This window comes from Alcaligenes phenolicus, from assembly GCF_032063905.1.
In the GTDB taxonomy this organism is placed as follows: domain Bacteria; phylum Pseudomonadota; class Gammaproteobacteria; order Burkholderiales; family Burkholderiaceae_B; genus Alcaligenes; species Alcaligenes phenolicus.
Map to the genome: position 1 here is coordinate 110,943 of NZ_DAMBOE010000004.1, position 21,914 is coordinate 132,856.

19 protein-coding genes and 1 tRNA gene are annotated in these 21,914 nt (G+C 56.0%); 13 read left to right on the top strand and 7 right to left on the bottom strand.

Translation table 11 applies throughout. From position 1 onward, the window contains the following. Positions 1 to 621 precede the first annotated feature (621 nt). The 11 genes from U2949_RS10135 to U2949_RS10185 all read left to right on the top strand — a co-directional run bounded on the left by U2949_RS10135 (position 622) and on the right by U2949_RS10185 (position 13,195). Positions 622 to 1,467, top strand: a complete 846-nt coding sequence (locus tag U2949_RS10135) for a MurR/RpiR family transcriptional regulator (protein WP_009454338.1) — start codon at positions 622 to 624, stop codon at positions 1,465 to 1,467. 21 nt (positions 1,468 to 1,488) lie between these two features. Further along, the gene (locus U2949_RS10140; protein ID WP_321287511.1) at positions 1,489 to 2,736 is read left to right on the top strand and encodes a diaminopropionate ammonia-lyase; all 1,248 of its coding nucleotides are present in this window, start codon (positions 1,489 to 1,491) and stop codon (positions 2,734 to 2,736) included. Continuing rightward, the gene (locus tag U2949_RS10145) at positions 2,733 to 3,977 is read left to right on the top strand and encodes a Zn-dependent hydrolase (protein WP_321287513.1); all 1,245 of its coding nucleotides are present in this window, start codon (positions 2,733 to 2,735) and stop codon (positions 3,975 to 3,977) included. Before U2949_RS10140 ends, U2949_RS10145 begins: the two co-directional genes overlap by 4 nt. Positions 3,978 to 4,055: 78 nt before the next feature. Next, entirely contained in the window at positions 4,056 to 5,654 is a 1,599-nt protein-coding gene (locus tag U2949_RS10150; RefSeq protein WP_321287514.1) for an ABC transporter substrate-binding protein, read from the top strand. After that, entirely contained in the window at positions 5,651 to 6,592 is a 942-nt protein-coding gene (locus tag U2949_RS10155) for an ABC transporter permease (RefSeq protein ID WP_026482654.1), read from the top strand. Before U2949_RS10150 ends, U2949_RS10155 begins: the two co-directional genes overlap by 4 nt. A 27-nt stretch (positions 6,593 to 6,619) precedes the next feature. Next, positions 6,620 to 7,459, top strand: a complete 840-nt coding sequence (locus U2949_RS10160) for an ABC transporter permease (RefSeq protein WP_009454332.1) — start codon at positions 6,620 to 6,622, stop codon at positions 7,457 to 7,459. Between the two features lie 24 nt (positions 7,460 to 7,483). Then, the gene (locus tag U2949_RS10165; protein ID WP_153230101.1) at positions 7,484 to 9,127 is read left to right on the top strand and encodes a dipeptide ABC transporter ATP-binding protein; all 1,644 of its coding nucleotides are present in this window, start codon (positions 7,484 to 7,486) and stop codon (positions 9,125 to 9,127) included. Positions 9,128 to 9,246: 119 nt separating this feature from the next. After that, the gene (locus U2949_RS10170) at positions 9,247 to 10,182 is read left to right on the top strand and encodes an N-carbamoyl-D-amino-acid hydrolase (protein WP_321287517.1); all 936 of its coding nucleotides are present in this window, start codon (positions 9,247 to 9,249) and stop codon (positions 10,180 to 10,182) included. After that, complete coding sequence (locus U2949_RS10175) at positions 10,173 to 11,354, top strand: YgeY family selenium metabolism-linked hydrolase (RefSeq protein WP_321287519.1); 1,182 nt, start codon at positions 10,173 to 10,175, stop codon at positions 11,352 to 11,354. The genes U2949_RS10170 and U2949_RS10175 overlap by 10 nt, the downstream gene beginning before the upstream one ends. Before the next feature lie 19 nt (positions 11,355 to 11,373). Continuing rightward, positions 11,374 to 12,906, top strand: coding sequence for a M81 family metallopeptidase (locus tag U2949_RS10180; RefSeq protein ID WP_321287521.1), 1,533 nt, complete (start codon positions 11,374 to 11,376; stop codon positions 12,904 to 12,906). Between the two features lie 212 nt (positions 12,907 to 13,118). Continuing rightward, a tRNA-Pro gene (locus tag U2949_RS10185) sits at positions 13,119 to 13,195 on the top strand. A 282-nt stretch (positions 13,196 to 13,477) separates the two neighbouring features. Here the strand turns inward: U2949_RS10185 and U2949_RS10190 are convergent. From U2949_RS10190 to U2949_RS10200, 3 genes are all read right to left on the bottom strand, one after another. Then, the gene (locus U2949_RS10190; protein WP_035274307.1) at positions 13,478 to 13,807 is read right to left on the bottom strand and encodes a hypothetical protein; all 330 of its coding nucleotides are present in this window, start codon (positions 13,805 to 13,807) and stop codon (positions 13,478 to 13,480) included. A 174-nt stretch (positions 13,808 to 13,981) separates the two neighbouring features. Beyond that, positions 13,982 to 14,368, bottom strand: coding sequence for a hypothetical protein (locus U2949_RS10195; RefSeq protein WP_035274306.1), 387 nt, complete (start codon positions 14,366 to 14,368; stop codon positions 13,982 to 13,984). A 201-nt stretch (positions 14,369 to 14,569) separates the two neighbouring features. After that, positions 14,570 to 15,880 (bottom strand): ParB/Srx family N-terminal domain-containing protein, encoded by a 1,311-nt coding sequence (locus tag U2949_RS10200; RefSeq protein ID WP_321287524.1) that lies wholly within the window; start codon positions 15,878 to 15,880, stop codon positions 14,570 to 14,572. A gap of 242 nt (positions 15,881 to 16,122) precedes the next feature. Between U2949_RS10200 and U2949_RS10205 the strand changes: the two genes are divergently transcribed. Next, complete coding sequence (locus tag U2949_RS10205; protein WP_321287526.1) at positions 16,123 to 16,407, top strand: hypothetical protein; 285 nt, start codon at positions 16,123 to 16,125, stop codon at positions 16,405 to 16,407. Positions 16,408 to 16,525: 118 nt separating this feature from the next. Here U2949_RS10205 and U2949_RS10210 read toward each other — a convergent pair whose 3' ends face one another. The 4 genes from U2949_RS10210 to U2949_RS10225 form a co-directional block, all read right to left on the bottom strand. Next, positions 16,526 to 17,002, bottom strand: a complete 477-nt coding sequence (locus U2949_RS10210) for a copper uptake system-associated protein (RefSeq protein ID WP_321287529.1) — start codon at positions 17,000 to 17,002, stop codon at positions 16,526 to 16,528. Positions 17,003 to 17,173: 171 nt separating this feature from the next. After that, a complete protein-coding gene (locus U2949_RS10215; RefSeq protein ID WP_321287531.1) occupies positions 17,174 to 19,321 on the bottom strand; it encodes a TonB-dependent receptor family protein in 2,148 nt (715 codons plus the stop codon). 64 nt (positions 19,322 to 19,385) lie between these two features. Beyond that, a complete protein-coding gene (locus U2949_RS10220; protein WP_321287533.1) occupies positions 19,386 to 19,814 on the bottom strand; it encodes a DUF2946 family protein in 429 nt (142 codons plus the stop codon). A 64-nt stretch (positions 19,815 to 19,878) separates the two neighbouring features. Continuing rightward, the gene (locus tag U2949_RS10225; protein WP_321287535.1) at positions 19,879 to 20,874 is read right to left on the bottom strand and encodes a zinc-dependent alcohol dehydrogenase family protein; all 996 of its coding nucleotides are present in this window, start codon (positions 20,872 to 20,874) and stop codon (positions 19,879 to 19,881) included. Between the two features lie 99 nt (positions 20,875 to 20,973). Here U2949_RS10225 and U2949_RS10230 point away from each other — a divergent pair, with 99 nt between their 5' ends. Then, positions 20,974 to 21,891: an AraC family transcriptional regulator gene (locus tag U2949_RS10230; protein WP_321287537.1), complete on the top strand. Its 918-nt coding sequence runs from the start codon at positions 20,974 to 20,976 to the stop codon at positions 21,889 to 21,891. Positions 21,892 to 21,914 lie beyond the last annotated feature (23 nt).

Consider the following 21,914-nt stretch of genomic DNA (forward strand, 5'->3'; position numbering starts at 1 on the left):
CCCTCGTGGCCACGCATTGCCTCACTGCCAGTTACTGCTCTTTGCGTTGATGCACAGGCCATGAGTTGCTGGAATTGAGTGTGCACGCGCGGTTTTCGTCAGCAACATCGCCTGCCGTGGTGCGACAAGCCTTGCAAGAGGCGTCCGCATATCGACGTGAACTGTTGGCGCTTGATATTGAGGACGCCATCCAGCTTGCCAGATTTATGCGCTCTGGTCTCGAAGTGTGGCCAAGAATCTGTCCATGGCCGATATTCTGATTACGCGCCGTTTGTTTTTGTTGCCAGTGCAATAGGCCCACTTGTTGGGCTTTTTCTGGCTTCTGCGGGCGGCCTTAGTGCTGAAATTTCTCTTACCAAAGCCCATGATGAAATTTAAATTTCATCATGGGCTTTATGCTTTCATCGCTAGGGTACAGAAATTTATTCAAGCAAGGGTTTATCCCTTGTTTCTCTTTGAAGGCCTTATTTAAAGCCATTCTTAGTCAAGTCTAGCTCGCCTAATTCTTCCTTTTTCTCCATCCCCAAGGGTAAATACGGAGCCAAATCATCGCATCCATAATTGAAATTAAAATTTTATTAAGTATTATATGAAAAACAAATTTCAATTTTAGGTTGTGTCATGGTCATCAAAGATTCGATCCTGGATATTCTCGATGTCCTGCCCAGTGCGGAGCGGCGTTTGGCCGATGTGGTTCTGTCTCATATGGGGCAGCTGGCGACTTACTCCGCCCAGGAACTGGCCGAGAAAGCAGGTGTATCGGCGGCTACCGCGGTGCGCTTTTTCCGGCGTTTGGGTTTTAACGGTTTTAACGAGTTCCGGGTTACGGCTCGCGAGCAAATGGGTGATGGCGCTCCTTTCAAGCGTCTGCACTCCATGTCCAGCAGCGGTATTCAGGCCGATATGACGCCGTTTATCAATGCAGACGTACAGAATATTTCCACCACCTTTCAGAACATCACCGAGCAGCATCTGGACAACTTCACCCAAGCCGCTCTGAAAGCACGACGCATCTGGGTGTTTGGTTTTCGCAATGGCCAGATCCTGGCATGCTACGCCCACTCTTTGTTGCAGCAGCTGCGCCCGGATGTGCATCTGGCGGTGGGCACGGTGGCCCATCTGACCGAACAGCTGGCTGATGTGGAAGCAGGGGATCTGGCATTGGTGATGGATTTTCGTCGTCGCTCGGTGCTCTTGCCTTCCCTGGTGGAGCATCTGCGGGGCGAGTCGGTACAGATGGCTTTTTTGACGGATGGTCTGGAAAGCTCCTTGCTGCGTTCGCAAGACATCGCGTTCACGGTGGCGACACGCGGGGAGTACTTGTTTGACTCGCATACCGGCACGCTCAGCTTGATCAATTACCTGGTCAGCCGGGTAGCCCTGCAGGCCGAGACGCAGGTGGCGCGCAAGTTGCAGAAGATTGAATCCATCCATCGCAGTTTTCAGGACTTGAAGTCCAATAATTAAACCCATAAAAGTGGAGCAGACATGAACAAACATGCCGTTCGGGAGCAAGGCGCGGTGCAACTGTATCTGAACCCTCGTTGCGTTCAGGACAGCCAGGAATACGGCGCCTCCTTGCAATCGATTTTGTCGGTAGCCGCCTACGAGCAGGCTCAGGCCAGCATTGTGCAGTGGCCCGGTTACGCGCCTACCCCTTTGCGTCATTTGCCCGGTCTGGCCGCGCAGATGAAGGTGGGCGGGGTGTACTACAAGGATGAGGCCGGTCGTTTTGGTTTGGGTAGCTTCAAGGCCTTGGGCGGTGCTTATGCAGTCAACCGTTTACTACTGCGCCAGCTGCAAGCTCATACCGGCAATCCAAACTTGACGCTGGATGATCTGAAAAACCCTGCCTACAAGGATTTCATTGCTGGCTTGACCGTGACCTGCGCGACCGATGGCAATCATGGCCGTTCGGTGGCCTGGGGGGCGAAGAATGCCGGTTGCCAGTGCGTGATCTATATCCATGAACACGTCAGTACCGGTCGTGAGCAGGCCATTGCCTCTTACGGGGCCAAGGTGGTACGCGTGCCCGGCAACTACGATGACTCGGTTCGCCAGGCGGCTGAAGATGCCAAAGAGCATGGTTATTTTGTAGTGTCCGATACGTCCTACCCTGGCTATATGGATGTGCCCAAGGATGTGATGCAGGGCTACACCGTCATGGTGCAGGAAGCCCTGGACCAGATCGGTTCGGGCAAACCTGTCAGCCATGTCTTTATTCAAGGCGGTGTGGGTGGTTTGGCCGCAGCGGTGTGCGCTCATATGTGGGAGCGTCTGGGTGCCCAGCGTCCTCGTCTGATTGTGGTCGAGCCCAACAAGGCTGATTGCCTGTTCCAAAGTGCTGTGCAAGGTAAGCCCGTTACGGTCACCGGCGATTTGAATACGGTGATGGCCGGTCTGGCTTGCGGTGAAATCTCCTTGCTGGCCTGGGAAATTCTGGATCCTGGCACCTATGCCTATATGACGCTGGAAGACGATGCCGCCTTGCAAACCATGCGCCGTCTGGCCCGTGCCGATAAAGGTGATGCGCCGATTGTGGCGGGTGAGTCTGCTGTGGCCGGTGTGGCGGCTTGCATGGCTGCGTGCGAACAAGCGGACTGGCGTCAGGCCTTGGGTATTGATGAACACAGTCAAATTATGTTTTTTGCCAGCGAAGGCGATACCGATGCAGAGCTGTATCAGCGCATTGTCGGTATGAGTGCTAAAGAAGTGCTGGCTCAGGAGCAGATATGAACAGCCCAGCCAGCACTTGCCTAGCCATTAATGGCGAACGCCTGCTGCAGCGTATTGCGCAGTTGGCGCAGATTGGTGCAATCGACGGGGGCGGCGTCTGCCGCCTGGCCCTGACGGATGAGGACAAGGCGGGCCGCGATCAGGTGGTCAGCTGGATGCGTGATCTGGGCATGCGTGTAGAGATCGATCAGATCGGCAACATTATCGGGACACGCGCTGGTCGTCTGGATGTAGCGCCGGTCATGACGGGTTCGCACATTGATACCGTGCGTACTGGCGGACGCTACGACGGCAATCTGGGTGTGCTGGCTGGACTGGAAGTGGTGGCCAGCTTGAATGATGCCGATGTGCAGTTGGATCGTCCCTTGCAGGTGGTGGCCTTTACCAATGAGGAAGGAGCGCGCTTTGCTCCGGACATGATGGGCAGTCTGGTGTTTCAAGGTGGCTTGTCCTTGCAAGAGGCGCTGGACACCGTGGGCATTGATGGCACGACCGTGCGCGAGAACCTGGAGCGTATTGGCTACGCCGGTTCTATGCCTTGCGGCCAACCTGATGTGCATGCCTATATGGAACTGCATATTGAGCAAGGTCCGGTTCTGGAACACGAAAGCATTGATATTGGTGCCGTGACTGGCGTGCAAGGGATTTGCTGGCTGGAGTTCGAGGTGCATGGTGTCTCCAACCATGCGGGCACCACGCCCATGCACCTGCGTCATGATGCCGGTGTCGTGGCGCAGCAAATTGGTAGTTTTGTGCGCCAGTTGACTGAGCGTTACGGCCCGCCGCAACTGGGCACAGTAGGGCGCTGCGAGCTGTTTCCGAATCTGGTCAATGTGATCCCCAGCAAAGCCGTGTTTACCGTGGATTTGCGCAATGTGGACAAGGCCAGTCTGGATCAGGCTGAACAGGAAGTGCTGGATTTTGCCCGGCAGGCGGCCGAGCGTGAGGGTGTGCAGATCAAGCATCGCCATTTGGCCCGCTTTGATCCTGTGCAGTTTGATGAGCGCTTGATCAGCAAGGTCGAGCAACACGCCAAGGATCTGGGCTGCTCGGTCAAGCGCATGCCCAGCGGGGCCGGGCACGATGCGCAGATGCTGGCGCGTTCCTGCCCCACAGGCATGATTTTTGTACCAAGTGTACGAGGTTTGAGCCACAACCCGGCAGAGTTTACCCACGATAAAGACCTGATAGCGGGATGTTCGATTCTGTTATCGACCTTGGTGGAGTTGGCCCGTGAATAAGCAGTAACCCCCCTGATGACGGGACCGCCGCCACAAGAGCAAAGGCGGACCGCTTTTAACTACCTGGAGAGACAAAACATGAGCAACCTGCTTGAGGACCGCTTGCGTCCTGCCAAATCGTTAGCCGCCGTCTGGGCTGCCCTTGCCATCACCGCGATTGCCCCTGCGGCCGTCAGTGCGCAAACCACGCTGACCGCCGTGATGGAAGCGCCGTTGCGCTCCCTGGATCCGGTCATTACCACCTCCTACATCGTGCGCAACTACGGCTATATGGTGTACGACACCTTGCTGGCAGAAGATGCGCAGGGGCAGGTCAAACCCCAGATGCTGGAAGGCTGGAAAGTGTCCGAGGACGGCCAGACCTATACCATGACCTTGCGTGAGAACCTGCGTTGGCATGACGGCTCGCCCGTAACGGCTGAAGATGCGGTTGAGTCCATCAAGCGCTGGATTCAATTGGACAAGATGGGCCAGATCATGACGGAGTTTCTGACCAAGATGGAGGTCATGGATGATCGCTCCTTTGTGATGCAGTTCTCCTTCCCGACCGACATCGCGCTGCGCGCCATGGGCAAGCCCAGCTCCTTGCCCTTGTTCGTCATGCCCAAGGAGGTGGCACGCACGCCGGTCAGCCAGGCAATTACTTCTACCGTGGGTTCTGGACCATTCCGCTTTGTGGAGAAGGAATATCGCCCAGGTGTGCAGGCCGTGTTCGAGAAAAACCCGGACTACGTGCCCCGCAATGAGCCTGCCAGCGGTTTGGCCGGTGGCAAGCAGGTCAAGGTAGATCGTGTGCGCTGGGTCGCCATGCCGGATGCCATGACCGGGGTGAACGCGCTGCGTAGTGGCGAGATTGATGTGATCGATCAGGTTCAGCTGGACCTCTTGCCCTTGCTGCAAAACGAGTCGGATATTGTTCTGAATGCGTCCACGGCTCGGGGTGCGCAGACCGAGATGCGCTTTAACTTCCTGCAGCCGCCATTCAACAACAAGCAAGTACGTCAGGCCGCCATGATGGCGCTGAACCAGAAGCCCTTGATGCAGGCGCAAGTCGGCAACCCGGAATACTTTGAAACGTGTGGGGCGGTGTTTGGCTGCCACAGCGTATTCCCGTCACAAGCCGGTTCTGAAGCCTACTTCAGGGGTGATGCCGCCGGTGCGAAAAAACTGCTGGAGCAGGCCGGTTATAAGGGCGAGCCCGTGGTCTTGCTGCATCCCACCGACTTCCTGACTTCGCCCGTGGTGCCGGTGATAGCCCAGCAACTGCGCAATGCCGGGTTCACCGTCAACGTGGAAGCGATGGACTGGCAAACCGTGCAGACCCGCCGCACGTCCAAGCGTCCCGTGCAAGAGGGCGGCTGGAGCATCATCACCACCTATTCGGGGCTGGTGGACGTAAGCAATCCGTTGAGTTTCATGGCAGTGGCCTCCAACGGCGATAAGGCCTGGTTTGGCTGGCCGGATGTTCCTGCCATTGAAAAGACACGCATGGGATTTGCCCGCGCCAGCGGTGAGTCCGAGCTGGGGCGTTTGGCTACGGACCTGCAAAAACACATCATGGATGAAGGTGTGATCGTCCCCCTTGGTGAGTTCAAGATGGTTAGCGCCATGCGCAAGAACCTGAATGGCTTTTTGCAAACCCCGGTTCCGGTCTTCTGGAATGTGGAGAAGCGATGATTGGGCTTATTTTCAAGCGCGTACTGGCCACCATCCCGGTATTGCTGATTGTGGCGCTGGTGATCTTTGTGGTCCTGCGCATGACACATGGCGATGCCGCGGTGCTGGTGGCGGGGGATAACGCGACGGATGCGCAGATTGCGGAAATCCGTCACCAGATGGGGCTGGACCAGCCAGTGCCGGTGCAGTTCGTGCAGTGGCTGGGCAGCATGGTGCAAGGGGACTTTGGCACGTCCCTGATCTCCAGCCGCCCGGTCAAGGATCTGGTGCTGGATCGTCTAGGGCCGACGGTTTCGCTGACCTTGTTGACCCTGGCCTACACCCTGGCCATTTCCATTCCGTTGGGGGTGTGCTCGGCCTGGTATCGGGGCAAGTCTCTGGATCGCTTTGTGATGGCAGGGTCGGTGGCGGGCTTTTCCGTGCCGGTATTCATCGTGGCTTATTTGTTGATTCTGCTGTTCTCGCTGGAGCTGCGCTGGTTGCCGGTACAGGGCTACAAGCCCTTGAGCGATGGCCTGTGGGAACACCTGCGGCATTTGATTCTGCCTGCGGTGTCCCTGGGCACGGTGTACATCGCCCTGATTACCCGCATTGTGCGCACCAGTGTGATCGATACCTTGAACGAGGATTACATCCGTACCGCCCGTGCCAAAGGCCTTAACGAGCGTCGTGTCCTGACACGTCATGCCCTGGGCAATGCGGCAGTTCCCATCCTGACGATTATCGGCATCAGCATCACCATGCTGATCGGCGGAGTGGTGGTAACGGAATCGGTCTTCAACATTCCAGGGCTGGGACGTTTGGTGCTGGATGCGGTGCTGTCCCGCGACTTTACGGTGATTCAGAGCCTGATCGTGCTGTTTTCGCTGGTGTATGTAGGGGTGAATCTGCTGATTGATATCTCCTACATGCTGGTTGATCCCCGTATCGATTATTGAGCCCTCGCTTTTTACAGGTAGAACAATATGCAAAAGCTCAACAAATTGAAGAAAGTGGTCGCCAGCAATTCGGCCCGTGCCGCCTTGCTGTTCCTGATCCTGATGGCCGCCATGGCGATTTTTGCTCCCTTTCTGGGCACGCAAGATCCCACTCAACTGGACCCCAGCGTTCGTCTGCAACCGCCTTCCGAGCAATTCTGGCTGGGGACGGATGCACTGGGCCGGGATCTGTATTCCCGTGTGGTGTACGGGGCGCAAGTGTCCTTCATGGTGGGTTTCGGTGTCCTGGCCATCAGCGTGTTCTTTGGCGTGATTCTGGGTTCGCTGGCGGGTTATTTCCGTCGTCTGGACGCGGTCATCATGCGAGTGATGGATGGGGTGATGGCTATCCCTGGCATCTTGCTGGCCATTGCGCTGGTGTCGGTGTCCGGTGCCAGCCTGACCACGGTACTGATCGCCATAGCCATCCCGGAGATCCCTCGCATGACGCGGCTGGTACGGGGCGTGATTCTTAGCGTACGTTCCGAGCCGTATGTGGAAGCGGCCATGACGGTGGGGACTTCGGCCTACGTGATCTTGTCGCGCCATATGTTCCCCAACACCTTTGCACCCTTGATTGTGCAGGGCACTTATGTATTTGCCTCGGCGGTGCTGCTGGAAGCGATCTTGAGTTTCCTGGGGGCGGGCATCCCTCCCGAGATGGCCTCCTGGGGCAACATCATCGCTGAAGGTCGCCTGTACTTTCAGCTGATTCCCGGCATCGTGCTGTACCCCGGCATTGTGCTGTCCATCACCATTCTCAGTATCAACGTCCTGGGCGACGCCTTGCGCGATGCTCTGGATCCCAAGCTGGTCACACGGCTGTAAGTGACGAGGGCAGGAGACATAACAATGAATACCTCTACGACCAAGCCCCAATGTGTTTTGTCGGTGAAGGACTTGTGCATTGAAACCAAAGCGGCCAATCCCCGCCAACTGGTGAACAAGCTCAGCTTCGACGTGTATGCAGGCGAGACCCTGTGTATTGTGGGCGAGTCCGGCTCGGGCAAATCCTTGAGTTCCTTTGCCATCATGGGCTTGCTGCCGCCCGATACCTTGCGTGTCAGCCAGGGCAGTATCGAGCTGATGGGCGAGAATCTGCTGACCATGAACAAGGAGCATTTGCTGTCCTTGCGGGCTTCGGCCATGTCCATGGTGTTTCAGGAGCCCATGACAGCCCTGAATCCGGTGCAGCGGGTGGGTGAACAAATCGATGAAGTGATCCGTATCCACGAGAAGAACAGCTCCCGGCAGGAGCGTCGCCAACGTGTGATCAATATGCTGGAGCGCGTGCGCTTGCCGGAGCCGGAAAAGCTCTTCATGGCCTATCCGCATGAGCTGTCTGGCGGTCAGCGCCAGCGCATCATGATTGCCATGGCCTTGATCCTGCAGCCACGTTTGTTGATTGCGGATGAACCCACCACGGCACTGGATGTGACCACGCAAAAGCAGATTCTGAGTCTGATCAAGGAACTGCAAAGCGAATGCGGCACCTCGGTGATTTTTGTGACGCACGACTTTGGTGTGGTGGCGGATATTGCCGACCGGATTCTGGTCATGAAGCGTGGCGATAGTGTGGAAATGGGTACGTGCCAGCAGATTCTGTCCAACCCCAAAGAAGCCTATACCCGCTCCCTGATTGCTTCTGTTCCCAATGTGCATCCGCCCGCAAAAGAGGAGGTGCAAAACGAGGTCGTGCTGAGCGCCCGTGGTTTGGGCAAGGTCTATGGCTCGGACTGCTGGTTCTCCAAGGGACGCAAGATGCACGCGCTCAGCGACATCAATCTGGATATACGTCGTGATGAAGTGCTGGGTGTCGTGGGGGAGTCCGGCTCGGGCAAATCCACTTTGGCGCGCTGCATTATTGGTCTGGTCGAGGCCAGCTCCGGGCAGATCACCCTGAACGGTGAAACCTTGCCCGCCGCCTGCAAGGACCGCAGCCTGGCGCAGCGGCGCAAAGTGCAGATCGTGTTTCAGGACCCGTATCGCTCGCTGAATCCTCGCGTGACGATAGGCCAGTCTTTGACAGAGGGCATGCACAACATCGGCGTCGATCCCAAAGTCGCTATCGAGCGCGTGACCGAGGTCTTGTCCATTGTGGGGCTGGATGCGGATGTGCTGGAGCGTTATCCGCATCAATTTTCGGGTGGTCAGCGGCAACGGCTTTGTCTGGCCCGCGCCATTGTGATGGAGCCGGATGTGCTGATCGCGGACGAATCCGTGTCCGCGCTGGATGTGCTGGTGCAAGAGCAAGTGCTCAAGTTGCTGGTCGATATCAAGCGCAAAACTGGTGTGGCCATCCTGTTTATTACGCACGATTTAAGGGTGGCGGCCCAGATTTCCGATCGCATTGTGGTGATGCAAAAAGGCCGGATTGTGGAGGCCGGGGACCCAGGCCGTGTCATTAGCCAGCCTAGTCAGGCTTACACCCGTGAACTGGTGGAATCCGCACCCGGTGTGCATTGGGATTTTCAGAATTTTTGTGCTTATGCCTGATTAAGACGGCTGTTGGGGCTGTGTTGATTGTGCAGAGCTAAATCCTGCTGCTGGAGTGCGGCAGGACGTATCGAATCCCGCCCAAGGCGGATCTTAATTGTTGATGGAGTTCAAATCTCATGTCCAGGTTTGTCAATGTAGCAGCGGCTCAGTTGGGCCCTATCGCACGCAACGAAACTAAAAAACAGGTGGTTGACCGCTTGCTGGCCCATTTGCATCAGGCCAAGAAAATGGATGTTGATGTGGTGGTGTTTCCCGAGTTGGCACTGACCACGTTTTTCCCGCGCTGGTTCAGTGAGGATATTTCCGATTTTGATTGTTTTTATGAAACCCGGATGCCGGGGCCGGACACTCAGCCCTTGTTTGATGCCGCTGCCAAATTGCAGATTGGTTTCTACCTGGGCTATGCCGAGCTGGTCATTGAAAACGGCGTAAAGCGTCGCTTCAACGTGTCTATTCTGGTCGATAAAACCGGCACGATTGTGGGCAAGTACCGCAAGGTGCATTTGCCCGGTCACGGCCAGGACGAGCCCTGGCGTGCTTTCCAGCATCTGGAGAAATACTACTTCGAGCCCGGACACGAGTTTGGTGTGTGGTCGGCCTTCGGGGGCGTGATGGGCATGGCCTTGTGCAACGACCGCCGCTGGTCGGAAACCTACCGCGTCATGGGTTTGAAGGGCGTGGAAATGGTCATGCTGGGCTATAACACGCCGGTTCACAACCCGCCCGCGCCGGAGCACGATGATCTGTCCATGTTCCATAACCATCTGGTGATGCAGGCCGGGGCTTATCAGAACGGCACCTGGGTGGTGGGGGTGGCCAAGGCGGGTAGCGAAGAGGGCATCGAGATGATTGGCGGCAGCGCCATCATTGCGCCGTCTGGGGAGATTGTCGCGGCTTGCTCGACCAAGGGGGACGAGCTGGCGATTGCCCGTTGCGATCTGGATCTGTGCCATTCCTACAAGAGTACGACCTTCAACTTTGAGCGTCATCGTCGGCCAGAAGCGTATGGCCTGATCAGCTCGCAACGTGGAGCGGTGGTGCCATGGGCGTGAACGAACATACAAAAATGGACCTGGCCTGGGATGTGGTCAGCCTGACGCAAGCCTTTGTGCGTATCCCCAGCCTGTCCGGGCAAGAGCAGGCCATGGCGGACTTTGTGCAGCAAGTCATGCGGGAGCTGGGCTTTGACCAGATCAGCGTGGACGACAAGGGGTCGGTGCTGGGCTTTGTCGGTCCGGCCCAGGCTCCGCTGGCCCTGCTGTTTGATGCTCATATGGATGTGGTGCCTATCGCCGGAACCTGGACGGTTGAGCCTTTTGGGGCGCAGATCAAGGATGGCCGCATGTATGGGCGCGGCACCAGTGATATGAAAGCAGGCTTGGCCGCCGCTCTGTGTGGCGCGGCGGCAGCGGCTCGTAGTGGTGCCTTGAAACAGCGTATTGCCGTGTCTGCCAGCGTGATGGAGGAAGTGATTGAAGGCTATGCCTTGTCCCACGCTCTGGAGCAATGCACGCCGGCTGCTGTGGTGATTTGTGAGCCATCGCGTTTGCGCATCATGGTGGGCCAGAAAGGGCGACAGGAGATTCTGTTGCGCTTGCAAGGCCGTCCAGCCCATGCGGCCTTGCCTCATCTGGGGGTGAATCCCATTCAGGCGGCTGCCAAGGCGATTTCTACTTTGCAAACGCTGGATTTGCCCAGGGATGCGCAAGTGGGCCAAGCCTTGCTGGTGCCCACTGACATTATTTCCGACCCGCATCCTTCCATTTCCCTGATTCCTTCGTCCGTTACGGTACGTTTTGATCGCCGCACTTTGGTCGGAGAAAGCAGCGAATCGGTGCTGAAAGAAATGGAGCAATGCTTGCAGGGTGCCGGTGTGGAGGGCTTTTCGCTGGAACTGGTGGACAGTCAGGTACAAACCTATACAGGTCAGCAGGCCAGCCCGGAGCGGGACTTGCCCGCCTGGCGGCTGGATGAGTCGGCACCGTTGGCTCAAGCCATGGTGCAAGCGGTTCAGCAAGCCGGGCGTGTGGTGGAAATGGATACCTGGTGGTTTTGCACCAATGGTTCCGAGTCCGCCGGACGACGTGGCATTCCCACCATCGGTCTGGGACCGGGCGAGGAAGCACAGGCACATACGGCTGATGAGTCGGTAGCGATCGACGATGTTCTGGGGGCCAAGGACATTTACGAACAGCTGTGTATCAAACTGGCGGGACAAGCGTAAGAGCAATCGGAGACAAGTGATGCGTATTGCAGTAGCGGGTTTTCAGCACGAGACCAATACCTTTGGCCCGGCCATGGCAACAATGGCGGACTTTGAGCATGGGGGCGGCTGGCCAGGTATGTGCCGGGCCGAGGCCATCGAGCCTGCCTTGCGTGGGGCTAATATTCCGGCAGCCGGGTTTATGGCGGCCGCCGCACAAGCCGGGGTCGAGTGCGTCCCGCTACTGTGGGCTGCCGCCAGTCCTTCCGCGCCCGTCGAGGCAATGACTTACGAGGCGATCGTGGCGGAGATTCTGTACCGCCTGGAGCAAGTTCTGCCCGTGGATGCGGTGTATCTGGATTTACATGGCGCCATGGTGGCCGAGCATCGCGATGATGGGGAAGGGCATTTGCTGGTTCTGGTGCGCGAGATGGTGGGGTCGGATGTGCCGGTGGTCGCCAGTCTGGACTTGCACGCCAATGTCAGCGACACCATGCTGGCGCAGGCCGATATGCTGGTGGCTTACAAAACCTACCCGCATGTGGATATGGGGCAAACGGGCGAGCGTACTTTTCAGGCGCTGATGCGCTGTCTGCAAAGCGGTCGTCGCCCCAAACTGGCCTGGCATCGATTGCCTTTCTTGATCCCGGCGATCTGGCAAAGCACCGAGATGGAGCCGGCGGCCAGCCTGTACCGTCATTTGTCATCGCTGGAAGAAATAGAAGGCGAGGGGAGCGTGTCGTTCGCCATGGGCTTTCCTGCCGCGGACGTGCCGGAATGCGGAGCGGTCTTGTGGGCCTACGCCCAGACACAGGAAGAAGCCGATAGCCGTTTGGCAGACTTTCTGGACGAGGTGCTTGATAAAGCCCAAGGCTTCCAAGGCAAGCTTTATGAACCGGACGAAGCCGTGCAATGGGCGCTGAGTCACCCCGGTAAGGGCCCGGTGATCATTGCCGATGCTCACGACAACCCCGGTGGCGGCGCCAGCTCCGATACCTGTGGCCTCTTGCGCGCCTTGCTGAAAGCCAAGGTATCCGATGCCGCTTTAGGCTTGATCGTGGACCCGGAAAGCGCTGCGCTGGTGCATCAGGCAGGTGCCGGTAAAACCATCGAACTGTCTCTGGGCGGTAAATCCGGTGTCCCCGGTGATATGCCCTTGCATGCACGCTTCTATATCGAGTCCGTATCCGATGGCCGGTTCTGCGCCACCGGCCCGTACTACGCCGGCTGTGCCATGAACCTGGGTCCTAGCGCCTGTTTGCGCATAGAGGGCGTGCGTATCGTCCTGGCTTCTTATAAGTCGCAGATGGCCGATCAAAGCATGTTCCGTTTTGTAGGTATAGAGCCGGAGCAGATGAAGATACTGGTCCTGAAAAGCGCTGTGCACTTCAGGGCGGACTTTGGCAGTATCAGTGACCGCATCATTGTCGGAGCCGCCCCGGGAGGCGTTTCCATGCGCACAACAGACTTGCCATGGGAGCGTTTACCGGCAGAGCGCCTGCTGTATCCCGGTGGTCCCAGCCTGTCCCAATGGCGAGTCATGCAATCAGAAGGGCGGGCCTGTTCACAATAGCTTTGCATTTTTTACCTAAGTAGGTATACTCCTGCCTTCACGGTTTTGATGCGGATTAGCTCGGTAAAACGAGCTTTGAAAGTCAGACCGCCTGTTCAGACAAGTGTGAACTTCAATCGGCACCGAGATTAACTATCAATAATCTCGAATCGAAAGAAAAAATCTAAAAACACTTGCAAGAAAGGAAGAACAGGGTTATAGTTTAATTCTTTCGGGGCGTAGCGCAGCCTGGTAGCGCACTTGCATGGGGTGCAAGGGGTCGAAGGTTCAAATCCTTCCGTTCCGACCAAATTTAAAAAGGCCTATAGCATTTTTGCTGTAGGCCTTTTTTCATTGCTGCGGGAGTTTTGTGGGGATTCATTTTCATTGTTTCCTACGCCTTGTCAAAACTCCACAGAGGAACGAATGCTGCAATGCGATGCATTAGCTTTACACGAATTGCGTATAGCTGAGTCCTGTCGGCCGACACTCGCCCACGTACCCGGCTAGCTTGATGTGTTTGTCATTCGCAAGCTCTCTACCTGGGCGCTTTCAATCACGCGTTGTTAAGTTTGTGGCAGGGGTTGCGTGCTTAAAACTCGAACTTTTGTGGAGAGTTCGATTCCGTCATTTCCATATCAATGCAGCTTTCAAGAAGCGTGTAGCTGCCTCCTGTAGTGCTGGCGAGTCGGTCGCAATAGGAGACAGTTTTCTCGGGTATGGAATCCCACATGTTTTTGAGCTTGTTATACGAGCTTTGCTCCATTTTGATGCACTCGTTCGCGAGCGTTGCAGACCCTCCCGATAGAGAAGAGATTCTTTCGCAGTATTTGTTCGGGTCGTATCGCGGTAGTTCAGCAGCCTGAGCGATGGACATGACACTAAGTGCTGTGATTCCAATGACGATGGCAGTTTTCTTCATTACCCCTCCGGTAACTATTGATATGTAAAAAATAAGGAGCCGAATGGCTCCTTGTCTTTTCTTGTTCAGTGTGTGTCTCGTACGAATAGCGATTTGATGGCTTCAGTCATTTTCCCTATGCCTCTATCTTGTGTCTGTGCGCCCACCTACTGAACGAAGTATGGGATTTGCTTGCTAGTGGTATCCCTCGGGCAAGGATTCAACAATGTTCTTCGCGCCCATATAGATCTCTTGGTCCGGGTTCCGTGTGCAGTAGTTCTGCATCCATTCAGCGACTCGCTCGGGGCTCAGTCGGATTTGACCATTTTGTGGCCTATGAAGGTTTGTCGCAGAAATGAAGCCTTGGACCCAAGACATGTAGGCCAAGCTCATTGTGGCAAAAACTTCTCCATCGGAGGGATCTTTCCACATGGCATTGTGCGCGCGCATGTCTAAAGCTTCAGCCATGGATTTGCATTTGTAATGAGCGCCCAGACCTTGTCCGATGCCTTGTCCGACGCCTTGCGCATTTGCCGTTGTAATGCCTGTAAAAAGACAAATGGCCAATATCGTTTTTTTCATTCTGCCGCCTCCCGCGCTAAGCGCTCCTATCTGTTGGTATTGGCGAAATATAGCAACGCTACCAGTTCGTGCAACTAGCATAGTTACTGATTGGATTCTGAATTGATATCTTGGAATGAATGTGAGTTTCAGGGTGGAACTGCGCCGGGACAAAAGTCTGGGAGACAGGCTTTTGTTTAATGATTGTGTTGGCTGGTTCTCTTACCAACCCCAGCAAGTCCCCGCCGCAGGCTTGCCGCAATTGCGGTAGTTCACTGCAAACCACAGCTTTCCTGCACCCCGTGGGCTACCGTCAGATTTGACGTCGTTGCGTGGCAGTTCTTCCAGGGTGTCGCGCGCTGTTTTTGTGTCGGAGTCACTGGCAGCGTCCGGTTCCAGGACGATACGACCCAAAGCTGCTGCATCACGGTCTTCAAAGACCAGATCCGTGTCTTTCAGAGCCGTCATTTTCAGAGCTGCGTCGCGCACGGCAGCCGCGTAGCTGTCGTCTGAACCACCGGGTTTCAAGGCCTTGTTCAAGGTGCTTACCGCCAGAATCTGGGCCGGTGTGGCGGGTGGAGCCATCAAGTATTCGTCCAGTTTGGCCAATTGACCCTCAGAAGCTTGGCGGCGCAGCCAGTCGCCCCACAGAAACTCTGCGTATTCAGGCAGGTTGCCGTTTTTATAGGCAAGGTCGCGGGTGAAATACACCAGGGAGCGATAGCGATCTTCCTGCATGCCACCGGCTTCTTTTTCGTTGGCCAGCCCAACGCGGGTGGGCAGTTGCTCGACAGTAATAGCCTGGTTTTCACCATCACGCAGCCAGACTAGTTTCTCTTTGCTCATGCGCTCCCAGAAGGCGGACGCTTCGTGGATGTCGCTATAGTTGGCGCTGACTTTTACCCAGACGGGCAGTTTGGGGCCGCCGTCGGGGATTTCGCGCAGGGAGGAGAAGGTGTGGTGGCCATCGGTCAGATAAAGATTGCCGTCCCAGCCTACGACCACGGTTTTCAGGTTTTCTGTTTGCGAGCCCAGAGGGTCTTTGCACAGATAGGTGGTGGGCTGGTCCAGGCGGGCAGCTTGAACTTCAGCGATGGTCAGAAATTTTTGAGCACGTTCGGTTCCGCCCATATCCTCGCAGTAGTCGTCAAACTTCTTGCCGATGGTGCGATTCAGGTAGTCCAGTTGCTGTTTGGGGTCCTTAGCCCAGGTGGGCCGATCCAGATCGCCTTGCCAGCGTCCCAGCTTGTAGTAAACCTGATCGTAGCCAATGGCCGCTTGGGTGGGATGCAGTTCTTCGATGCGGACCTTGATGACATCGCCTGCCTTGCTGTCCAGATAGGCGGTGTTGCGAGGTGGTTCCGGCTCCTCAGGGGCCGGTGGCGTGACGACGGGGGCTTCGGTAGAGTGATTGCCGCCTGTGCTGGAGCCGCTGTCGCAGGCAGCCAAGGCCAAGGGCAGCAGGGCGATACCCAAGGCACGCAGGAGCTGTTGTCGAGCTGGGACAAGAGAGGGCAAGGAAGCGAGGTTCATGGTCCGTAAGGGGATTTTGTTGGAAGATCCTAGATCATGAGGGATGGGTATTGCCGGAACATTGCATTCAGAAACATTCATCGCTTGTGCCGGATAGCTGGCTGCTGGTCACGGCCTGGCGAAATTGTCACCAGCTTGCTCTGTCCTCTCCCATGCGGACTGAATCCCGTAAACTGTCCACGCTTGAATTAAATCGCTAAATCACTTCCTGGCTGTGGAAGCTGGTTTTAAAAAGGTCATTGATGTCGCTCTACAAAAAAGCCTGGCTGTTCACCTTGTTCAATATCTTGCTCCTGGTCGCCTTGTATTTTGGGCTTCCTGTGTTCGACCGTGTGTTGGGGACCTTCGGGTTTTGGGTCTTTGGCTTCTACATTCTGGGCCAGGGCTTGGTAGCCATGACCGTTTTTACTTGCCCAAAGTGCGGCTTGTCGCCGTTCATGGGTAGCCAGAGCTTGTTCACCAGTTATTCGCCTTTTCCGCGCAAGAAGTGTGGCCAGTGCGGGCATGACCACACTCAGACTGAGTAGGATAAGTTGCGATCCGGCGATCCGGCGATCCGGCGATCCGGCGATCCGGCGATCCGGCGATCCGGTGCAGTGATTCCTTGTTAACCCAGTCCTTGCACAGCGGGTTCTCCTTCCCGGATTAGTCCGGGTGATGGTTGTGATCCACCACCATATTGTCTCCAAAGGTGGAGAATTTGGCGGTCACTTCTGCGGGCAGTTTGGCTTCTGCCTCGCTGGTGTTTTTTACCAGACGTTCTGCCGCTTCAGCGCTCATGCTTGCCATGGTTAGAGTCTCGACATCGTTCAAGCCATCGCCACCGCACATATGGACGCTCCACTCGCCATGACGACTCTTTAATAGCGCACGGCCACCACGTGTCAGTTGTGTCCAACCCGCCAGGGCGTAGTCACCCTCGATCACGATAGGCTCGACCACAAGAGGCGCTTCGGGGCTGTCCCAAATCGCCTTCATGGCCTGGGAGATGCGATCGGCCTCTGAAGGCGCAGCGTGAGCCATGCCCGTGAACATAGCGAACAAGATGAATAAAGCCATGGCAAAGAAAAGGCCGTGGAGTGCCACTTTGAAGGTCTGGCGATGTTGTGAAGCGGTTTTCATAAGGACTCCTTGTTTCTCAAGCTAATAAAAGACAGGGCGGGGCTTTCGCCCCGAGCAGAGTGCTTAGCTGACTTGTGGGCAGCCAAGAGGCAGTGATCCGGCATGTAAAGCGCGATAGCTGCGATTTGACGGGCATGACAAATCTCTTAACAAGATGAAAAAAAAGCGGGATCAATACTGGATCTGCACACCGGCAAAGACAGATCGCCCTGCGCCCGGCTCGAACAAGGGCGAGAAGGCTGTGGCATAGTCGGTAATGCTGGCGCTGGCGATGTATCGACGATCTGTCAGATTGCGGCCATCTATATAGAAGGAGTAGGGGCCGCGTTCCCATCCGGCTCGCAAGCCAAGCAAGGCATAGGAGCTGGTCTTGGTGGTATTGGCGTTGTCGACGTAATAGGCCTGGGGCACCCATTCCACATTGGGACCAATGTGAAAGCCCGACGGGTGTTTGTAGATAATCTCTGCCCGAAGATAGTGCTTGGGTACGCCGGGCATTTGATTGTTGTTCCAGTCCCGATCATTGTCGAACTTGAAGTTGCTGTAGGTGTAGGTGCCTTTGATGTTCAGGCTGTCACTTTGCAGACCTTGTACCAACAAGCCACGAGCGACCGTCCACTGCACGCCCAGTTCTATACCTTGATGGGTGGTGCGATCTGCGTTGACGGTTTTGTCGCAAATGTTCCAGGGTGCGCTGATGCATTGCAGCTCGTTTTTGACGCGTGCATGGTACAGGGAGACGTCCCAGGCCACGTCCCCGCTTTCTCCTCGGGTGCCTATTTCGAAGGTGGTGGCACGTTGAGCTTGTAGACGATCCAGATCATTGCGGGTCGAGAACGTCATGTCGTCAAAAGTCGGCGGCTCCGCGCTACGGGAAATATTGCCGTAGATTTGCCACTGCGGCCCCGCATCCCACAACAGGCCTAATTTGGGATTGAAGAAGTTGTAGCTCTTGTCCCCGGATCGGGTGGCGGGCAGGCCGCTGTTATACAGATCCTGACGCTTGCGTTGGGCGTGCACGTATTGCAGGCCGGTAATCAGAGATAAGTCCGAACCAAGACTCCAGGCGTTCTCGGCATAGGCGATCAGGTTGTTGGCCCTGTCTTTGCTGGCAGACAGCTTCTCCCGCCGTTTGCCTCCTGCGTTTACAGAGTTTTGAGCATCAATCTTGCCTGCCGACCAAGTCAAGCCTAGCGTGAAGCGGTTGTCTCTGCCTGCAAGCGGGCTGGTGTTGACCAGCCTGCCGTAAGCGCCGTAGCTGCTCGTGTCTCTATCAACAAACTGATAAATAGGGTGCCGTAGTGAGCTTTGCTCGAACCAGCCACCCAGTTCGTACTGAGTCTCTCCCATGACCAGCACTGTGCGGTTGGCAATGCGGCCTCCGTCCAGGTTGAGCTGCCAATCGTGTTCTTTATTTGCTTTGGCAGCTTGCCGTGGATTATTCAGAGCTTGATCGCGGCTGACCGAGCCGGGAATATCCTGGTGAATTTGATATCCGCTTAAGTAAAAACGGGTTTCTGCCTGATCTGAAAGCTGCCAACCCAGGTTCGCGCTGGCTCGCGAGGAATGGCCGGCACTTTGTTCTCTATACCCATCCTGGGTTTGCCAGGAGCCGGAAATCACGCCATCCAGTTTTTCGCCCGCAAAACCGCTGCCAAGTTGCACGCGCCGCCAGCCAAAGCTGCCAACATCCAAGCGCCCTTGAAAGGCGTCGGCATCGTGGCCAGTAGGGGTAAGGAAGTTAATGGCGCCACCCAAGGTGGCAGCTCCGTATCGCAGGGCATTGGCACCTTTATAGACCTCGGTATAGCGATAGGCCGTAGGGTCGATACGATGAAAATTGCTGCTGCCGTCCGGGTCATTTAATGGAATGCCATCCTGGTACAAGCTGATGCCACGCAGATGGTAATACCGCGACAGACCCGAGCCACGGATGGACAGGCGTGCATCGTCCCCCCATTTGGGCTGTGCAAACACCCCCGGTGTGTAGTCCAGCATGTCTTTGATGGTGGCGGCTTTGGTATCACGCCAGGCGCTCTCGGGCACCAAAGCCACGCCGCCCGCGGTTTGTTCAATGGTTTTTTGAGCGGTTTGCAGGTCTGGAACGGTCAGACTTTTACCACGCTCTGGAGTGACGATGACAGGAGCCAGTGTTGGCGTCTGTGCATGAGCCAGGCTGGTCCAGGAGCTGGAAAACAGCAAGGTCAGAGCCAGGACGCTGATTCGTGTGCGTAGTGATGTTTGTGCCGAGTGGAGAAAGGGCGGAAAGGGGGCGGTCTGCACGGCGCATGCCTGTGCAGAAACACAAAAAATGGACATAAAAAAAAACCTTGAATGACTTCGCTGAAAAGCGACTGCACATACGGCAGTCGACGACGAGAGATCAAACAAGGTTGGCAGGGGGAGCGCGTGACCCTAGCGGTGGCCCCAAGGCAGGCAGGGGCGGCAAGCTCTGATTACGGTGTACTAGCAACAAAGGCTGATGAAGCGCTGGGATATCCAGGCTTGCCATATCAGCGCTGGGCAGGGCTACTTGGGACAGGACCAGTGCGTAAGGGCACTTCTGCATATCCGCGTGTTCATTGGATTGCGGCGGATCGGCCTGTCCTGTCAGGCTCATCCAGATCGTGCTGGGTGTTCCTCCGGGGGCACAAAGCGTGACGGAAAAGAAGCCATCCTGTTCACCCGAGCTATCCGGCATGTATCCCGCAGGGACCAGCGAACGGCTCAGAAATGACAGGATCGCCAGGCAAAATAGAACTTGCCAGGCTATGCCATTCTTAACGAGAGAGCAGTGCCGTTGGATAGACATGGCGGGATTGTATTACAACTGCTTCTCAATTAGCTTTGATTTATCTTATGCCCGGACTCCGTCATTAGTGATGGAGCACGATTTTTCCAAAGCGATTGCGCTGTTGCAGATAGCGGTAGGCTTCGTGAGCGTTTTTAAAATCGAAGACCCGGTCGATCACTGGGTGGATCTGGTGCTGGCTAATGACTCGATTCATGGCTTCCAGATCACTGCGGCTACCCACACCAATGGCTTTATAGCTGGCCTGGCTAAAGACCAGATCCATTACATCCAGCGATTGCACGGATTGTCCCAAGGAGCCGATCAAGGACACTTGCCCACCTACAGCAATCGCTTTGATGGATTGTGCAATTGTCACCGGGCCACCAACATCAACAATACGATTAACGCCTTCGCCATGCGTGTAGTCTCTTAAAAGCTGGGACCATTCTGGCGTGTCTTTGTAGTTGAAAACCTTGTCAGCCCCTAACTGCAGCAGCTTGTCGAACTTATTGTCTGAAGAAGTGCTGGAGATGACGTAGGCTCCCATTGCCTTGGCCAATTGAATGGCAAAAATGGACACGCCGCCTGCTCCTTGTGTCAGCACTGTATCGCCTGCATTAATGCCTGCCAGTGCGGACCAGGCCGTCAAGGCTGCGCAAGGCAGGGTTGCCGCCTCTTCAAAACTCAGATGGGCGGGCATAGGCGACAAGGCCTCTGCTGACACGACTTTGTATTGAGTGAGCCAGCCGTCATGCTCAACACCATATTGTTCCCGGCCTGCGTAGGCTGGGCCACCGAACCAGTTCGGGAAAAAGCTGTTGATGACACGGTCGCCCAACTTGAAGCGCTGCACGCCGGGGCCAAGGGCATCAATGATTCCTGCTGCATCTGACAGTGGTACAGCCCCTGGCGTAGTGTGATAGCGCAATGTGCCTTTCATGACCAACAGGTCTCTGAAGTTCAAGGATGAGGCCATGACTTGAACCCGCACTTGTCCTGGCCCCGGTTCAGGAACCGGTTCCTGACGTCGTTCCAGATAGTCCAAACTGCCATATTGCGTAAAACGGTAGGTGTCCATGCTTGCTCCTGTTGATACTTGCAAGGAGTATGCTAGGCCTGAGGCGTCGGACGACCTATAGTTAAAAATCCGATTTTCCTGTCTTATCGTCTGATACTCATGAACCCCTTTGATGAAATTCTGGATGGCATGCGTTTGCAGCATGCTTTGTATGCGTGCTTCCAACTGCGTGCGCCTTGGGGCGTCAGCTTTGACACCGGCGAGTATGCGCGGCTGTTGATTGTCAGCAAAGGGGCTTGTTATTTGAAGGGAGAGCAGCGGGCCGATCCCGTGCTGCTGGAAGCGGATACCTGCATGCTTATTCAACCAGGGGTGCAATTCTCGCTGTGTGACGGCAAGGAAAATCCGCTGGTTTCCTGTGACACTTTGGCTCGGTATCCGCATGCCGAGCCGATCATCCATGGTGGCGACGGGGCTTTGACTGAAATCGTGACGGCTCGCTTTGCGTTCAACAAATTGGCTGCCGAACCCCTGTTCAGTGCGCTTGGCCCCTTGTTACACACTCGCTTGAGGGCGGAAGATGCTGACGCCATAAAAAATATCCTGCATATGCTGCAAACCGAAGCACAAAGCCGGGATTATGGAACTCAGCTGATTAACGCCCGCTTGCTTGATGTGATGTTCATTCAGGTGCTGCGGGCTTTATCGCGCTGTGCCTCCCTGGGAGCAGGGCTGTTGGCGGGTATTCGAGACCCCAGGATGGCCCCGGTCTTGCAAGCTGTGCATCAGCAGATTGCGCATCCGTGGTCGGTGGAGGAAATGGGCGCACTGATCGGGCTGTCTCGGTCCACCTTTTCCGCTCTGTTCAAGGCGGCTGTCGGGCAAGCACCTCTGGCGTATTTGACGGTTTGGCGTATCTATAAAGCCAAGCTTTTGTTGGCAGCCGGTTCGCTGACGATAGGGCAAATTGCCGCGCAGGTGGGGTATGACAATGAGTCCAGCCTGAGCCGTGCTTTTAGCCGTTTGGAAGGAGTCTCGCCCGGTGTGTGGCGGCAGAGGCAAAGAGCCGGAGCTTGATGCCCGGCCCTACGTCAGGAGAT

What these genes read in the sequence shown, in the direction of transcription:
- U2949_RS10145 (WP_321287513.1), top strand. Translation starts at nt 2,733, where the DNA reads ATGAACAGCCCAGCCAGCACTTGCCTAGCCATTAATGGCGAACGCCTG.
- U2949_RS10140 (WP_321287511.1), top strand. Translation starts at nt 1,489, where the DNA reads ATGAACAAACATGCCGTTCGGGAGCAAGGCGCGGTGCAACTGTATCTG.
- U2949_RS10165 (WP_153230101.1), top strand. Translation starts at nt 7,484, where the DNA reads ATGAATACCTCTACGACCAAGCCCCAATGTGTTTTGTCGGTGAAGGAC.
- U2949_RS10205 (WP_321287526.1), top strand. Translation starts at nt 16,123, where the DNA reads ATGTCGCTCTACAAAAAAGCCTGGCTGTTCACCTTGTTCAATATCTTG.
- U2949_RS10200 (WP_321287524.1), bottom strand. Translation starts at nt 15,880, where the DNA reads ATGAACCTCGCTTCCTTGCCCTCTCTTGTCCCAGCTCGACAACAGCTC.
- U2949_RS10180 (WP_321287521.1), top strand. Translation starts at nt 11,374, where the DNA reads ATGCGTATTGCAGTAGCGGGTTTTCAGCACGAGACCAATACCTTTGGC.
- U2949_RS10190 (WP_035274307.1), bottom strand. Translation starts at nt 13,807, where the DNA reads ATGAAGAAAACTGCCATCGTCATTGGAATCACAGCACTTAGTGTCATG.
- U2949_RS10210 (WP_321287529.1), bottom strand. Translation starts at nt 17,002, where the DNA reads ATGAAAACCGCTTCACAACATCGCCAGACCTTCAAAGTGGCACTCCAC.
- U2949_RS10155 (WP_026482654.1), top strand. Translation starts at nt 5,651, where the DNA reads ATGATTGGGCTTATTTTCAAGCGCGTACTGGCCACCATCCCGGTATTG.
- U2949_RS10215 (WP_321287531.1), bottom strand. Translation starts at nt 19,321, where the DNA reads ATGTCCATTTTTTGTGTTTCTGCACAGGCATGCGCCGTGCAGACCGCC.
- U2949_RS10230 (WP_321287537.1), top strand. Translation starts at nt 20,974, where the DNA reads ATGAACCCCTTTGATGAAATTCTGGATGGCATGCGTTTGCAGCATGCT.
- U2949_RS10175 (WP_321287519.1), top strand. Translation starts at nt 10,173, where the DNA reads ATGGGCGTGAACGAACATACAAAAATGGACCTGGCCTGGGATGTGGTC.
- U2949_RS10150 (WP_321287514.1), top strand. Translation starts at nt 4,056, where the DNA reads ATGAGCAACCTGCTTGAGGACCGCTTGCGTCCTGCCAAATCGTTAGCC.
- U2949_RS10195 (WP_035274306.1), bottom strand. Translation starts at nt 14,368, where the DNA reads ATGAAAAAAACGATATTGGCCATTTGTCTTTTTACAGGCATTACAACG.
- U2949_RS10220 (WP_321287533.1), bottom strand. Translation starts at nt 19,814, where the DNA reads ATGTCTATCCAACGGCACTGCTCTCTCGTTAAGAATGGCATAGCCTGG.
- U2949_RS10160 (WP_009454332.1), top strand. Translation starts at nt 6,620, where the DNA reads ATGCAAAAGCTCAACAAATTGAAGAAAGTGGTCGCCAGCAATTCGGCC.
- U2949_RS10170 (WP_321287517.1), top strand. Translation starts at nt 9,247, where the DNA reads ATGTCCAGGTTTGTCAATGTAGCAGCGGCTCAGTTGGGCCCTATCGCA.
- U2949_RS10135 (WP_009454338.1), top strand. Translation starts at nt 622, where the DNA reads ATGGTCATCAAAGATTCGATCCTGGATATTCTCGATGTCCTGCCCAGT.
- U2949_RS10225 (WP_321287535.1), bottom strand. Translation starts at nt 20,874, where the DNA reads ATGGACACCTACCGTTTTACGCAATATGGCAGTTTGGACTATCTGGAA.